Here is a 14,270-nt window from a genome sequence, read left to right on the forward strand (position 1 = left end):
GGTTCGAGTCCTGTCGCCCCGACCATTGTGTACCAGGCTGGGATTGGGCCCTTTGCCTCGCTGACTTGGTCGAACACGCAAGGGCGACGGCTACACGCACCCCGAAGTGGCCATGTCAGAGACCGCCACGAGACCTTGGTATCCCACAGAGGTACCCTGTAGGTATGACTGATGTGGCGACGATCAAGGTGCCTCGTGTGGTGCGTGATCGAGTGCGCGACGCTGCACGAGCGGCACACCTGACCCAGGCGCAACTCATCGAGGAGATGCTGGATGCCCGGCGCAAGGCTGAGTTCTGGGCTGCACTCGAAGCCGAGACCCCTGACCAGGAGTATCTGGACGATCTCGTCGAGGCCGACACGGCGTTCGCCGGCGACACCGAGGAGTCCATCGCCCGATTCGAGGCGGGGCAGTGACCGAGTCGATCGCCCGCGGCGACGTCATCTGGGCGAACATGGACCCGACCGTCGGGCGGGAGCAGGCCAAGCACCGGCCCTGGTTGGTGCTGTCCGAGCCAGCTCTTCATCGTGCCCGCGGCTTGCTGATCGCGGTGCCGCTGACGCACACAGACCGCGGATGGTCCACGCATGTGAAGCTCACCTCCCGCGACGCGACACCCACCGTGGCGATGTGCGAGCAAGTCAAGTCAATGTCGATTGGTCGCGTCACCCGCGTTGATCGCGCGCCATACCCGTCCCCCCAGGTCGACCAGGTCCACCAGATCCTGACACTGCTTACCGGCGGCCGGTAGCGGCACTTGGGCCGGTCTGCTCCGGTCGCGATGACGATCTCGACGTCGTCGCGGGGCATTGAGTATCGTGCGATCGACCGGGGAACTGAGGTGAGATCGGCATGACTGCCAATGCTGATGCGACCGAACCTCTATGGAACTGGGACTTCCGCAAATGGTTCGCGGGTCGCACGATCTCGACCCTCGGCACCGAAGCAACTGCTATAGCCATACCGGTGCTGATCTTCCAACAAACCGGATCGCCGGCTCTGACGGGGTTAGTTTCGGCCGTCATCGTTCTTCCCTACCTGGTCTTCGGCCTTATCGCCGGTGGGGTGGCCGACAGGATGAATCGGCGCGGGCTCATGGTCGCCTCGGATCTCGTCGGTGCGATGGCGCTGGTCTCGATTCCGATCGCTCACCTCGCGGGCCTGCACTCAACGGTGCACATACTCGTCGTCACATTCGTGGTGTGGACAGCATTCGTATGGTTCGACGCGGCATCGTTCGGCGCCTTGATAGCGGTGGTCGGCAAGTCCAAGCTTGCCGCGGCCAACTCGGCTCTGTGGAGTTCCGCGACGGTGGTCGGGATCGTCGTGCCGGCCCTTGCCGGCATCGTCATCGCCCTGTGGGGGCCCGAAGTGATTCTGATGGCGGACGCACTCTCCGCTGTCGCGTCCGCCCTACTCATCATGCGGATCAGAACCGATCTGAGGCCGACGGCTGTCGTTGATGGAAGCTCCGAGAAGCTGTGGCGGTCGATCCGGGAAGGGCTCCGGTTCATCTGGGCTTCGACGACGCTGCGCCTGGCCACACTCGGCATGGCCGCGCTCACATTCGCCGGTGGGCTGGCAATGGGGTTGCTGGTCGTCTTCTTCGCGCGCGCACTGGACGCCCCCCAGGGCGCTTTGGGCGTGTTCTTCGCCGCTGCGGCGGTCGGCGCACTGCTGGCCAGTCTGACGCTGACGCGATTGAGAAGACGTTTCGGCCCGGGACGGTTGATGGTTCTGGCGTTTCTCGGTTTTGTTCCGCTTCTGGTCCTTTTCGCTTTCGTCCCGGCTTGGGTCGCTTCGCTGGTGATCTGGACGGCCTGGAATTTCCTTCGCACGCTGGCGACGATCAACAACATCACGATCCGCCAAGAGGAGACGCCGCCCGAACTGCAAGGCCGGGTCAACATGACCGGCCGGATGATCGCACTCTCCGGCACCCCGGCAGGCGCTTTGGTAGGCGGAGTGCTGGTGGAGTTCGTCCCCATCCAAGTGGTCTTTGCGATGGCGGCTGTACCCGTTCTCGCGGTCTCGCTGGTTTTCCTACGATCTCCGCTCTGGACACGGTCGACGGACGGCGATATCGGTCAATAGCCCCGTTCGCGTATTCACCGCCTAGACGACCGAAGGCTTGAGTCGGAGCGGCCGGCAGGGCCGGTTGGTCATGCCCGACGGGCTCGAGGTTGGCCACGCGCGGTGGGCCTGCCGAGGCGCAGAGGCCTGGACGGAGCTTCGTGGAACCAGCTACCGGATCAGCCTGTCCGACGCGGTTCGGGCACTCGGCTGATTCCTCGCCGATCTCTCCATCGCTATCGCCGGCGTTCGCTCCACTTCACCGGGTCGGGAGCCCAGCAGGCCAACTGCTCATCGCGTTCGGTGATCAGCCTGGCGGCTCGCAGGCGTGCGAGTACCTCGCGGCGGACGTCCCGGACGCGATCGCCGGAATGCTGCAGCGCGTCCGGCCCGGCACTCGACCACCAGCGGTCGAGCGCGTCGAAGACTTCGGGTGCATCTCGCTGGTCGATGAGATCGCCGGTGACCCGGGCGATGCCGGTCTGACGTCCGGAGCGGTCGGCCCGGTAGGCGTAGCCGCACAGGATGAGTGCGGCCAATCCGGCACACCCGAGCAGCGCGAGGCCTGCGATGGCCGGCAGCGCAGCGAAGGCGCTGACCTCGCTCCACCGGAAGGCGAACACGCCCGCGGCGGCCAGCAGCCACAGGCAGCCTAAGGCGAAATGGATCACTGCGGGCACCCGCGAGCCCCACAGCGACCCGTTGGCGCGACGCGGTTCGAGCCAGCACAACAGTGTCACCGCGACGACGGCGAGCAGGCCGGACGGCAGCATCGCGTCCTGCACGGCGAGTGGGCTGGTACGTGGGGTAGTCAACAGTGCCACCGCGACGACGCCGGCGAAGAGGGCCACTCCCAGCGCCACCCTGTGCAGTGTCGTCGAGGTGGGCACCCGTGGGGCGGTGGGGTCGCGGCGGTCGTTCGCCGCTGCGACCGCTGCGGCGCGGGCCCGCTCGTGTGCCGCGCGAGCACGCGGGTCGGAGGCCATCACAGCGACCCGCCATGAGTCCTCGACGGCGGCGTTCGCGTCGCGGTAGTCGGCGTCGAACAGGATGAGGTCGATCCGGCCGAGCGTGCGCTCGTTCATTCCCGTCACTGAAGGGTGCTGTGCTCCAGCCATGGTGCCCTCCCTTGTGCGATGCAAACTCGGATTGCTGTGGTCCAGAGTAGGCCTCGGAGTTCATTCGCGGACTTCCGTCATCGGTGAGATCCGAGTCGGGACAAAGAGGTCTCGACAAGCTGAACCAGCGGTGGGTGCGTTGGTCAGCGCCTTCTCAGGCGACTCCCGAGCACGTCGCGCCAGCACTCGGGGACCAGATCGAGCGCGTCCTCAATGGGCCAGCCCGGCTGCGTCGGTCATTGCCTGCGAATCGGTGGGTAGCGGTCCGAGTGCGGCGAGGGCAGCTACTGCTTCGCGTATCTCGCTGCCCATCACCTGCCCCGTTCTTGTCGTGGCTCAGTCTGTTAGCTCTGGAGCCTCCCAGACTTCGGCTGTGGCGGTGCGATCAACTACTTCGTGCTCACCGAGCGAGCGGGCTCGCGGCGGGCGTTCAATCGGGACAGGGCGACCCAGGCCACCAGGCCGGCGCTCCCCGTCAGCATGGCGAGAATCGGCTGCATGCCCTGGTGGAGTCCTTGGCTGTAGGCCACCACACCGAACAGCACCAGCCCGCTGCTCGTCATGCCCCAACCCCACAGCGCCAGCGCGCAGATGAGTCGGCGGGCCCAGTCGCTCTGCCACTCTGCGTTCATGCCTTCAGTCTCCGTCGGGGGTAGGCGAGGGTCAATAGGCGGGCCGGGGGCGCTGACCCCCGTCCAGACAGCGACCTAGGGTGGACCGATGACACAGCACACTCTTCAGGTCGCGGACGTCGACCTTCCCGATTGGCGCTGGATCCTGTCGGCGCTGCGCACGCACTTCCGGACCGACGGTTTCACCGCCGGTGCCCTCTTCGTCGCCGACGTCGCCCGGATCGCCGACGAGCTGAACCATCACCCCGACGTCGCACTGCGCTACGGCGAGGTGATCTTCACGCTGAGCAGCCACGATGTGGGTGGCGTGACCGAACGCGATGTGCAGTTGGCCGAGAGGATCAGCGCGCTCGCCGCTGAGCGTGGATTCGTGGCCCACCCGGAACGCGCCCAAACGTTGGAGCTCGCCCTGGACACCCCGGCGTATGACGTGGTCCGCCCGTTCTGGGCGGCTGTCCTGGGGCTGGACGACGACGGCGGAGATGACGTCGTCGACCGCGCCGGGCTCCTGCCGGTGTTGTGGTTCCAGAAAACCGACTCGGCGGCGGCCGACCGGCAGCGGTTCCACCTCGACATCACGGTTCCTCCGGAGGTCGCGACAGCGCGCATCAATGCCGCTCTGGCCGCCGGTGGCACCCTGGTCTCCGACGACGAGGCGCCCTCGTTCGTCGTTCTCGCCGATGCGGACGGCAACAAGGCTTGCGTGTGTACCGCGCTCGCCCGGGACTAGCGTCACCGGCCAATGGGGACCGACGCCTGGCGGATCCTGCCGACCTGAGGTTGGGCCTAGCCGGCGTGGAGCGCCACCTCTGAAGGAGCGTCGCACGCCGTGGTGAACTGCCGGTTCCAGCGCATCAACGGCAGGCCTTCACGATGGACGCTGCCGCGGGTGACGTCCCCGACGATCAGGGACTGGTGATGCACCGGAGTCACGGACGAGAAGCGGCACCAGAGGCTGACCAGGGCGTCCGGCAGCCATAGCGGCCCCTCGGGCGAGGTTTCGGCGCCTGCCGCGATGAGCGCGGCCAGGCGCTCATCGCGTGTCGTCGGTCCGGTGAGCCGCTCCACCAGCGGCAGATGCTCGACGGCCAGCACCGAGACGGCCCACGGCACGCCGCGCATGATGGCCGGCAGTCCGATCCGGTGCTGTCCGACCGCGACAGCGAGGCTGAACGGCTCCACGGAGGCAGTGAGCACGGAGGCGGCGATGAAGAACTGATCCACGTCGTCGTCGCGGACGGTCACCAGGGTGACGCCGCTTCCGTAGAGGGCGAAGCCGTCGTAGAGCGACGGGTTGCTGCTGGTCACGGGCAAGACAAATCCTCTCGTGCGTTCCTCACGCTAGAACCTTCAGTCGACTTGAGGTCAAGTGCGTCTCGCTGGGTGGTGTCGGCGGTCGTCACGTCGATGCCGCTGATCAGTCCAGGGGTAGGCCCTCGAGGCGCCGCGGCCCTGCTCCGGTGGCGGCGAGCGCGTCGTCCGGATTGAGCAGCCGACAGGCCTTCATCGACAGGCAGCCGCAGCCGATGCAGCCGGTCAGTTCGTATTCCAACCGTTCCAGCCGTTGACGGCGCTCCTCGAGCTGTCGCTTCCACGCCTGCGATGCCCGTTGCCAATCCTCCTGACTAGGCATTCGATCCAAAGGCAGGCTGGTGAACGCTTCGCGGACGTCGTCCAGCGGAATACCGATGTTCTTCGCCACCGAGATCAGCGAAACCCGGCGCAGCATGTGCCGGGGGAATCGTCGCTGGTTGCCGGCGGTGCGTGTCGAGGCGATCAGTCCGAGTTCCTCGTAGTAGCGCAGCGCCGAGACCGCGACCCCGGTGCGACGGCTCATGTCGCCGATGCTCAGCAGTTCACCCGGCTCGTGGTGGCCCTCCATCAAGCCTCCGATCGGACATACCTCAAGCTTTCTTGAGATTCTAGCTGCGTCGTCCGAGAGGTTCCGTGGCCACGCGCCGTGAGTTCAGTTCTCGCGCGCCGCGCAGCAGTCGTCCGCGCAGTGGTCCTCCGGCTCTCGCTCGCCGGTGAGGATCGCGGCGGGTGCCGCGCAGCAGGCGTCACCTCGCCAGGCTTCGATGCCCTCGCGGACGGCGAACGCGGCGATGACCAGGGCCGCAACTGAGTCGGCCCACGTCCAGCCGAACAGGCCGTTGAGCAGCAGGCCGACCAGCAGGGCTGCCGACAGATAGGTGCAGACGAGCGTCTGTTTCGAGTCGGCGACCGCGGAGGCGGAGCCGAGTTCGCGGCCGGTGCGCCGTTCGAACCAGCTGAGGAAAGGCATCACCAGCAGGCTGAGCGCGGCCAGCACGATGCCCACGGAGGAGTGCTCCGGCTCGCGCATGCCGGCCAGCGAGAGCAGGGCGTCCATCGACACGTAGGCGGCGAGGCCGAAGAACGACACTGCGATCACCCGCAGGGCGACCTTCTCGCGCCTGTCGGGATCGGGCACCGAGAACTGCCAGGCGACGGCCGCGGCCGAGAGCACCTCGACGATCGAGTCGAGGCCGAATCCGACCAGGGCTGCCGACGAGGCGATGCCGCCGGCGATCAGCGCGATGATCGCCTCCACGACGTTCCAGGCAATGGTGATCGCAACAACGATCCGGATCCGTCGGCGCAGAAGTGCCGTCCGCTCCGGGGCGAGGGCGGTCGTCATTGCGCCGGCCCGCAGTCCGCGCAGCAGCCGGGCACCGTGCAGGACGGGTCGAGGCACGGCTCGCCCTCGTCGACGGCCAATGTCACGTTCACCAGTGCCGATAGTGCCCGGGCCAGGTGCGGGTCGGCGATCTCGTAGCGGGTCCTGCGACCCTCGGGCACGGCGACGACGATGCCGCACCCGCGCAGGCAGGCCAGGTGATTGGACACGTTCGTCCGCGTCAGCTCCAACTCCTCAGCGAGCCTGGCGGGGTAGCCGGGCTGGTCGAGAAGCGCCAGCAGGATGCGTGAGCGGGTGGCGTCGGACATCGCCCGGCCGAGGCGGTTCATGACGTCCACGCGGGAAGCAATGGTCAGCACAAGCTGACCATACAGCAGTCGCTGACCTATTTGCAGGCGTCGGAGATCTTCTCTGGTAGATAACTCGTTGAGCGAGTAAATTGCGGCCATGGCATCCACCCAGGCGCGGCACTGGCGTACCGCGACGCGGGCGCTCGCGACGATTCGGCGACGTCAGCAGGTGACCCGCACCGAGCTGGCCAACCTGTTGGGGCTGCGGAGCGGTCCCACGTCCGATCTGGTGAAGCGGCTGGTGCAGGCCGAACTGATCAGCGAGCAGTCGGCGGAACAGACCGGTCGTGGGCGTCCGACCACCACCCTGCACGCGAGCCCGTCCGGACCTGTCGCGCTCGTGCTCGACCTTCGCCACGGCGATTGGCGACTGGGCACCTGCGATTTGGATGGCACCGTGACGATCCATGAGGCTGGCGGTCACGACGGAGTGGCCCCCGACCAACTTCTCGACACCCTTGCCCAAAGGTTGCGCCGGCTGGCCACGGCCTATGGCGATCGCGTGGTGGGTGCGGGCGTCACGGTTCCCGGCCTGGCGGTCGATGGCCGGCTCAGCATGCCGATGCTGGATTGGCGGGACCTCGACACGACCTCCTTGACCTCCGCGGTCGATCGGCCCGTGGTGCTGGGTAACGACGCGACGATGGCGGGGGTTGCTGAGGCGCGCCTGCACCCGGCGGAACTGAACTCGCTGCTGCACATCGTGGTCGAGGTCGGCGTGGGCGGTGCCCTGATCGCTGACGGACAGCCCATACCCAGTGCGCACGGCTTGCACGGTGAGTTCGGGCACCTCCCGTTCGGCGACCCGGGGTTGCGGTGCCCGTGCGGCGCCAGAGGTTGCTGGACGGCCGCGTTCCACCTGGTGGAGGTTGCCCGCCGCACTGGCGTCGACGCGACGGCCGACCCCCGATCGTGGCTGCAACGGCTCTACAGCCACCCGGACGATTCGAACGCGATCAGGGGAGCGATGACGTCACTTGCGGCAGACCTCGGACGCGGCATCGCCGGGCTGATCAATGCGCTCGATCCCAGCCTGGTCACGCTGGGCGGGTTGGCCAACCTGGTGCGGTTCGCCTCCGTGGGTGCCTTCTACGACGCGCTGAACGGCGGACTGATGTCCGCGCATCGGGCCAGATCACCGCAGATCGTCGAAGCGATCGCCGGTGACGACGCCACGCTGGTCGGCATGGGTCTGTCGGTGTTCGACCAGGTGCTGGATGCCGAACTGCTCGCCCGGTGGGCTTCGCGCAGGTCGGGGACGGCATGAGCGCCTCACCGGTAGTGGGGGCCGCCTACCGTCGTACCCGGGTGACCTGGGTCGCCTTCGGGGCCTTGTTCGCCTTCGGCATCCTCAACGCCGCGCTGGGTCCGGTGCTGCCGTATCTGCGAGCGGCCCAGGGAGCGTCCTACCTGGTGGCGTCGCTGCACCCGGTGGCGTTCGCGATCGGGGTGGTCAGCGCCGGGGTGCAGGCGAACCACTCAACGGTCGCGCGTCGGGCCGTGATCATCGTCGGCCTTGGTGTCGCTGCTCTCGCCGGTCTGCTGCTCGGCTACGGCCACGCCATCGGCGTCACCATCGCCGCCGCGTTCCTGTCGGGGGCATTCGCCACCGCCGCATTGATCCGGACCTGGGCCGTCCTTGCCGATGCGCACAACCAGCACCGTGCGGCCGCGATGGCCGAGGGGGAGGTGTATGTCAGTCTCGCCGGTATCGCCACCCCGATCCTGATCAGCCTGTGCGCCGCCACCTTCCTGGGCTGGCAGTCGTTCTTTCTCATCGCTAGCGCGATCGTCGCCATCGCCGTGGCCGCGGTGTGGCTCACCCAACTGCCTCCGGTGCTCGAGCGCGACGTCGACCACGCTGACGTCGTGGCCGCCCACGTGCGGATCTCGACTCGCCGGACGCTACTCACCATCGTCGCCATCGTGGCGGCGGAGTGGACGCTCACTTTCTGGGCCGCCACCTTCCTCGACGAGTCGGTCGGCATCCGGCAGGATGTCGCAGTCGCGCTGGTCAGCGTGCTGTTCGCCGCCAGTCTCGTCGGACGGCTGCTGGCCAGTCGCCTCGCGCTCAGGCTGCCCGCACTGAGGGTGCTGCACCTCGCGCTGGCATGTGCACTGATCGGCTCACCGATCCTGCTGCTCGCCCAGGACGCGGTCGTCGCAACGATCGGGCTGAGCATCGCCGGCATCGGGATCGGCGCCACCTTCCCGCTGGCGTCCTCGCTGCATGTCGGTGCGAGTCGCCGCTCGTCGGATCAATCCATGGGTCAGGTGCTGGTCGTCGCCGGCTTCGGCCAGGTCGCTCCACTGTTCACCGGGGCACTGGCCCAGGTCGTCGGCCTCCGCGCCGGAATGCTCATGCTGCCCGGCTTCCTGCTCGTGGCCGTCCTCACCTCACGTCCGCGACGGTGACCAAGAGAACCGTCCCCACGGTCACTGGGGACGGCTGTCCTGGTCACTCAGCCGGTCGCCCCGGTGCCCATGTGTCATAGGTTGGCGCCGTCTCGGCGTCCCAGAGATGCTGCTGGCCGGTCTTCCGGCCATCCTTCCGGTGCGAGGGCAGAGGCGAACCCCGGCGGCGGGACGGTGTGCCAGTGCTCGGCGTGGCAACCACGACACGATGTCAGTGCCAGGACGCCAACTGAAGTGCCGCTTCACCGGGATGCGGGTTTCCGCTTCGTCGTCCACGGGTATCACTCCTCGTCGCGAGGCTGCTGCGTTGGTCGAGACCCCGGCCCGTCCGAGTCCGGCCCACGGGCGCGCCCGCGTCCGTGCCGTCCGGTTACTCGGATGGCGAGACCGGTGAGACACTTCACCTCAGCAGGGTGGGTGCCGATCGTGGAGAGGGGTGGTTGCGGTGTCGTCCGAGAGACGTGACGAGGCGCAGGACGATCAGGAGCTCGGGGGCGTGCCGGCAGCCGAGGTGGTGACCACGATGGCCGAATACGCCCGTGAACTCACCACCCCCGTCGATGAGGACGAGCGGCTGGAGCTGGGCGTGGCGATGGTCGTGGAACTGATGGACTCGTGCGACGCGGCCGGCGTGACGATGATCGAGAAGGGACACCTCAGCACCGCCGCCCCCACTGCGGAGTTCGTGGCCAGGGCCGACGTGCTGCAGCACGAACTTCGGGAGGGTCCCTGTGTCGACACGGTACGGACGCAGAGCACCGTGATCAGCGACGACGTGGGGGTCGACCGGCGGTGGCCGCGGTGGGGTCCGGCGGTGGCAGAGCAGTTCGGCGTGAAGTCGATGCTCTCGTTGTTGCTCTACACCGAGGAGTCCTCCTACGGGGCGCTCAACCTGTACAGCGTCGAGGCCGGCAGTTTCGGCAGTGACGACATCGTGGTCGCTCATGCGCTGGCCGCCCACCTCACCGCCGCGCTCGCCGACGGGCGTCGGCTGGACAACCGCGCGGCCGCGCTGGTGAACCGGACGGTGATCGGCCAGGCCGAGGGGATCCTGATGGAACGCCACAAGATCACCGCCGACGATGCGTTCGACATGTTGCGCCGAGCCTCGCAGCGGAAGAACCGGAAGCTGGTCAGCATCGCCGAAGAGCTCACCCGCACCGGAGAACTGCCGGCCTAACCCTTGGATCAGACGTGCCGCGAAGCCAAGGAAGTGCTGATCATTCGCGTCGTCCCGGGTTCCGATCCGGGACCTCACAATCCGGGACCTCAGGCGGGAGATCCCGGATGAAGTCCGGGATGACGATGGAGGGGCTTTGATCAGCGCATTCGTGAGTGATGCGCCGGCTGTGGTCTCAACCGGCGCATCCCGCCTATGCTCCAGCCCGGGCTCGAGCACCGACAGGTCCCATAGGGACAATTGTCGGTTACCCATTCAGGCCGCGGGCATGCACCCAACGGCCCGATTTCTGCCGCGCCGGGTTCAGCGGCGCAGCCAGACCGTGGTCTCGCCCGGCAGTTCACCCGCCGCGAGCTGCCCGCTGGCCAACAACACCTCGCCCTCCGGCAGCGGAATCGGATCGGTGCCGAAGTTCGTCACCGCGCACCAACCGTTCGGACGCGCGAAGCCCAGCACGGACGTCGACACCTCCCACCACTCCAGGGCCTCGGCGCACTCCAGCTCATGACGCAGGGCGAGCGCCCGCCGGTACAGGTTCAGCGTCGAAGCCGGATCGGCCGACTCCACGTCCACGGCGTAGTCGGCGTACCAGGACGGCTGCGGCAGGTGCGCGCCGTCCGGGCCGAAGCCGAACGAGGAACCCTCGCGGGTCCAGGGCAGCGGAACCCGGCAGCCGTCGCGTCCGATCTCGATCTCGCGGTTGCGGAAGAACGCCGGATCCTGGCGGGCGGCGTCGGGAATCTGACCGGCCTCCTGCAGGCCCAGCTCCTCGCCCTGATACAGGTAGGCCGATCCTGGCAGCGCCAGCATGAACAGGGTGGCGGCCCGCGCGCGGCGCAGGCCGCGTTCGGCGTCCACCTCGGCGGGATCGCCGCCCTCGAGCAGCCACTGCTTGCCGTCGTTGCCCCGTCCGGCCTCACCGGCACCCGGTGCGCCGGCCCGGGCCGGAACCGGCGGCAGGCCGTAGCGGGTGGCATGCCGCACCACATCGTGGTTCGAGAACACCCAGGTGGTCGAGCCGCCGACCTCGGCCGCCGCCTTCAGGTTGCGGTCGATCACCTCGTGGAAATCGTCGGCGGAGAAGTCGGCCCGCAGCAGGTCGAAGTTGAAGGTCTGGCCGAGGCCGGCCGGTGAGGAGTAGCGGGCCTGCCGGTGCGGCTGCACCCACGCCTCGGCGACGGCGGTGCGGGGCGGGTCGTACTCGTTGAAAACGGTGCGCCACTCGGCGTAGATGTCCTGCACCTCGTCGCGGTCCCACAACGGGTGCTGGCCGTCGCCGGCGTCGACCACCCCGTCGTCCACCCTGATCATCGCGTCGAAGGGCCGGTCCAGGTTCTTCTTCAGGCCATGCGCCACGTCGACGCGGAATCCGTCGACGCCACGGTCGCTCCAGAATCGCAGCGTGGCCAGGAAGTCGGCGTGCACGTCGGGATGGTCCCAGTTGAAGTCGGGCTGTTCCTTGGCGAACAGGTGCAGATACCACTGGCCCGGGCTGCCGTCCGGCTCGGTGACCCGATGCCAGGCGTCGCCGCCGAAGATGGACCGCAGCGCGGTGGGCGGCAGTTGGCCGTCCTCACCCTTGCCGTCGCGGAAGATGTAGCGGTCACGCTCCGGCGAGCCCTTGCCGGCCGCGACGGCGGCCTTGAACCACTCGTGCCGGTCGGAGGAGTGGTTGGGGACGATGTCGACAACCACCTTGATGTGCGCCGCGTGCAGCGTCGCCACCATCTCGTCGAAGTCGTCGAGGGTGCCGATCCTGGGGTCGACGTCGCGGTAGTCGTCCACGTCGTAGCCGCCGTCGGCCAGCGCCGACGGGTAGAAGGGGCTCAGCCAGACCGCGTCGACGCCCAGCTCCTGCAGGTAGGGGACACGCGAGGTGATGCCCTTGAGGTCACCGATGCCGTCGCCGTTCACGTCGGCGAAGCTGCGCGGATAGATCTGGTAGACGACAGCCTGACGCCACCAGTCGGGGGCGGTGAAGACATCGTGCGAGGCGAGCGGCATGAGGCGCGCCGTCCTTCCTGGGCGGGTGCGGTGTGCGGCAGCAGACATGCTGACCGGGTGGACTCGGCAAACCTGATTCGACAATTGGATCAAGTCACCATGTGCACCACCCTAACAGCGCACGCGGATGGGTCAAGAACGCTTCGGACGGCGCTGCGAGGAGGCGAGGGATCCGGCGGACGCCGAAGTCAGGCGTCGAGCGGCTCCTGCCCGGTCTCGATCACCCGACGAGCCAGTTCCCGGAGCTTCAGGTTCCGGTTCTGGCTCGCCGCCTTGAGCCGTGCGAAGGCTTCGTTGGGGCTGATCCGGTGCCGTTCGATCAGGATCCCGATGGCCTGGCCGACCATCCGGTGGCTCTCGACGGCGATCTGCAGGTTCGACTCCCGGTCGGCGGCCTCCTGCGCGACCAGGAACCGGTCCACGGCAAGGGCGAACGCCTGGGCCAGCAGGTCGGCGACGATCATCTCTTCCACCCTGATCCGGCGCGGCCGGGGAAACTGGATCCAGGCTCGGCACCCCGCCATGCTGCTGCGCGGCACGAGCAGGATGCCGGGGCGGAGGCTGGTGGTGTCCGGGTTGGGCTCGCCGGCCAGGCCGACCCGGATCTGCTCGGGCAGCGTCTCGGCGGTCAGCTCGACGCCGCCGCTGATCAGCAGGGTTCGGTCGTCCACGATGATCTGGGTGGTGCTGTCACCGTCGAACAGCGTGTTGAAGCCGTTCTCGGCGACCGCCAGCAGTGCGTCGAAGTCGTCGATCGAGCTGAAGTCCGCGCTGATCTGGGCCGCCATGGCGCGTCGCTCACGCGCCTCCTTCTGGCGGGTGACGTCGCGCAACGTGCAGACCGCTACGGTCTCGCCGTCACGGGTGGTGACCCGTGCGCTGCTGACCGAAACCCACAGCGGTTGCCGATCGCGGCGGAAGAACCGGACTTCCCCGGCGAAGTCGACCCCCTGTTGCGCCGCCTCGTGCATCTGGCGGACCGCCGCGAGCGCTTCGGCGTCCTCCTGCACGGTCGGCCACCACGGATAGGGCGGCTGTAGCGGGCCGTCGTCCAGCGAGTACTCGAGCAGGTCGGTGAACCGGGAGTTGATCTCCAGCACCAGGCCGCTGCTGTCGAACAGCACGGCGCCGTCCTGGATGGCGCGGATCACCGCGTGTCCCCAGTCGGTCTCGGCGATGCGTTCCAGATCGGCGAGCCGGACGGCGGGCGGCTCGGGGGTGGCGACGCTCGGCTGCAGCGCGGAGGCCCCGGCGGAACCGGCTTCGAGTAGCTCGCCCACGGCTTCCTGGGCCAGCACGTCGACGCCCTGGGCGGTGAGGCCGGAGCGGGACATGAAGATCACCGCCAGGGCGCGGGTGATCGAGTCCAGGTATTCCTCCAGGGGCGTGTCCCAGACCACGCCCTCGGCGCCCGCGATCAGCAGGATGTGGGTGGCGCTGCCGTCCAGGGCGTCGCGAATCGGGAAGGCATGGAGTCGTGGGGAGGGCGCGTCGATCGCGTCGTGCTGGCTGTTGCGCGAAGTGAGGCAGGCGCTCGCCAGGGTGAGGGCACGCAGGGGATCCAGTTGCCGTCCGACGGCCGCCAGCGGCACCGGGGCCGGTTCCGCCTCGAGCGCGGACGCCCGGTAGAGACAGACTCCGGGATGATCGGCGGCATTCGACGCCAGCACGTCCAACGCGCTCCGGGCCCGCGCGGCCTCATCGGTATCGGACGCCGACTGCCGCAGCAGGCCGAGCAACGCCTTCAACCGACGGTCGGCGGGTGTCGTCGCGATCTCGTCCTCGCCCGCCGTCGATGGCTGCACGAAGGTCACTGCGCCCTCCAAGAATCACGCGCAG

Annotated in this window: 15 protein-coding genes; 7 read left to right on the forward strand and 8 right to left on the reverse strand. The window is 68.1% G+C overall.

Annotation, left to right across the window (positions count from 1 at the left end; all coding sequences use genetic code 11):
* The first annotated feature begins 164 nt into the window (after nt 1-164).
* The 3 genes from Q0066_RS06650 (at nt 165) to Q0066_RS06660 (ending at nt 2,094) form a co-directional block, all read left to right on the forward strand.
* Nucleotides 165-416, forward strand: a complete 252-nt coding sequence (locus tag Q0066_RS06650; RefSeq protein ID WP_298131333.1) for a hypothetical protein — start codon at nt 165-167, stop codon at nt 414-416.
* The gene (locus tag Q0066_RS06655; RefSeq protein WP_298131335.1) at nt 413-751 is read left to right on the forward strand and encodes a type II toxin-antitoxin system PemK/MazF family toxin; all 339 of its coding nucleotides are present in this window, start codon (nt 413-415) and stop codon (nt 749-751) included. Before Q0066_RS06650 ends, Q0066_RS06655 begins: the two co-directional genes overlap by 4 nt.
* Before the next feature lie 101 nt (nt 752-852).
* On the forward strand, nt 853-2,094 hold the full coding sequence (locus Q0066_RS06660) for an MFS transporter (protein WP_298131337.1): 1,242 nt from the start codon (nt 853-855) through the stop codon (nt 2,092-2,094).
* A 215-nt stretch (nt 2,095-2,309) separates the two neighbouring features.
* On the opposite strand, the gene Q0066_RS06665 is transcribed toward Q0066_RS06660, so the two are convergent.
* A complete protein-coding gene (locus Q0066_RS06665; RefSeq protein ID WP_298131338.1) occupies nt 2,310-3,158 on the reverse strand; it encodes a hypothetical protein in 849 nt (282 codons plus the stop codon).
* Between the two features lie 422 nt (nt 3,159-3,580).
* Nucleotides 3,581-3,823, reverse strand: a complete 243-nt coding sequence (locus Q0066_RS06670) for a hypothetical protein (protein WP_298131340.1) — start codon at nt 3,821-3,823, stop codon at nt 3,581-3,583.
* A gap of 88 nt (nt 3,824-3,911) precedes the next feature.
* Here Q0066_RS06670 and Q0066_RS06675 point away from each other — a divergent pair, with 88 nt between their 5' ends.
* Nucleotides 3,912-4,553, forward strand: coding sequence for a 4a-hydroxytetrahydrobiopterin dehydratase (locus Q0066_RS06675; protein WP_298131341.1), 642 nt, complete (start codon nt 3,912-3,914; stop codon nt 4,551-4,553).
* Between the two features lie 56 nt (nt 4,554-4,609).
* Here the strand turns inward: Q0066_RS06675 and Q0066_RS06680 are convergent, their stop codons facing one another.
* The 4 genes from Q0066_RS06680 to Q0066_RS06695 all read right to left on the reverse strand — a co-directional run bounded on the left by Q0066_RS06680 (nt 4,610) and on the right by Q0066_RS06695 (nt 6,841).
* The gene (locus tag Q0066_RS06680) at nt 4,610-5,131 is read right to left on the reverse strand and encodes a flavin reductase family protein (RefSeq protein ID WP_298131361.1); all 522 of its coding nucleotides are present in this window, start codon (nt 5,129-5,131) and stop codon (nt 4,610-4,612) included.
* 109 nt (nt 5,132-5,240) lie between these two features.
* Nucleotides 5,241-5,705, reverse strand: coding sequence for a redox-sensitive transcriptional activator SoxR (gene soxR / locus Q0066_RS06685; RefSeq protein ID WP_298131344.1), 465 nt, complete (start codon nt 5,703-5,705; stop codon nt 5,241-5,243).
* An 84-nt stretch (nt 5,706-5,789) separates the two neighbouring features.
* Nucleotides 5,790-6,539 (reverse strand): cation transporter, encoded by a 750-nt coding sequence (locus tag Q0066_RS06690; protein WP_298131345.1) that lies wholly within the window; start codon nt 6,537-6,539, stop codon nt 5,790-5,792.
* The gene (locus Q0066_RS06695; protein ID WP_298131347.1) at nt 6,479-6,841 is read right to left on the reverse strand and encodes a metalloregulator ArsR/SmtB family transcription factor; all 363 of its coding nucleotides are present in this window, start codon (nt 6,839-6,841) and stop codon (nt 6,479-6,481) included. The genes Q0066_RS06690 and Q0066_RS06695 overlap by 61 nt, the downstream gene beginning before the upstream one ends.
* An 88-nt stretch (nt 6,842-6,929) precedes the next feature.
* Between Q0066_RS06695 and Q0066_RS06700 the strand changes: the two genes are divergently transcribed.
* The 3 genes from Q0066_RS06700 (at nt 6,930) to Q0066_RS06710 (ending at nt 10,427) form a co-directional block, all read left to right on the forward strand.
* Nucleotides 6,930-8,099, forward strand: coding sequence for an ROK family transcriptional regulator (locus Q0066_RS06700; RefSeq protein WP_298131349.1), 1,170 nt, complete (start codon nt 6,930-6,932; stop codon nt 8,097-8,099).
* On the forward strand, nt 8,096-9,247 hold the full coding sequence (locus tag Q0066_RS06705; RefSeq protein ID WP_298131352.1) for an MFS transporter: 1,152 nt from the start codon (nt 8,096-8,098) through the stop codon (nt 9,245-9,247). The genes Q0066_RS06700 and Q0066_RS06705 overlap by 4 nt, the downstream gene beginning before the upstream one ends.
* 445 nt (nt 9,248-9,692) lie before the next feature.
* Complete coding sequence (locus tag Q0066_RS06710; RefSeq protein WP_298131355.1) at nt 9,693-10,427, forward strand: GAF and ANTAR domain-containing protein; 735 nt, start codon at nt 9,693-9,695, stop codon at nt 10,425-10,427.
* A gap of 303 nt (nt 10,428-10,730) precedes the next feature.
* Here Q0066_RS06710 and Q0066_RS06715 read toward each other — a convergent pair whose 3' ends face one another.
* Both Q0066_RS06715 and Q0066_RS06720 read right to left on the reverse strand, forming a co-directional pair.
* Nucleotides 10,731-12,431, reverse strand: coding sequence for an alpha-amylase family glycosyl hydrolase (locus Q0066_RS06715; protein ID WP_298131357.1), 1,701 nt, complete (start codon nt 12,429-12,431; stop codon nt 10,731-10,733).
* Nucleotides 12,432-12,619: 188 nt separating this feature from the next.
* On the reverse strand, nt 12,620-14,245 hold the full coding sequence (locus Q0066_RS06720; protein WP_298131359.1) for an ANTAR domain-containing protein: 1,626 nt from the start codon (nt 14,243-14,245) through the stop codon (nt 12,620-12,622).
* Nucleotides 14,246-14,270 lie beyond the last annotated feature (25 nt).

This window comes from Micropruina sp. (assembly GCF_027492755.1).
GTDB lineage: Bacteria > Actinomycetota > Actinomycetes > Propionibacteriales > Propionibacteriaceae > Micropruina.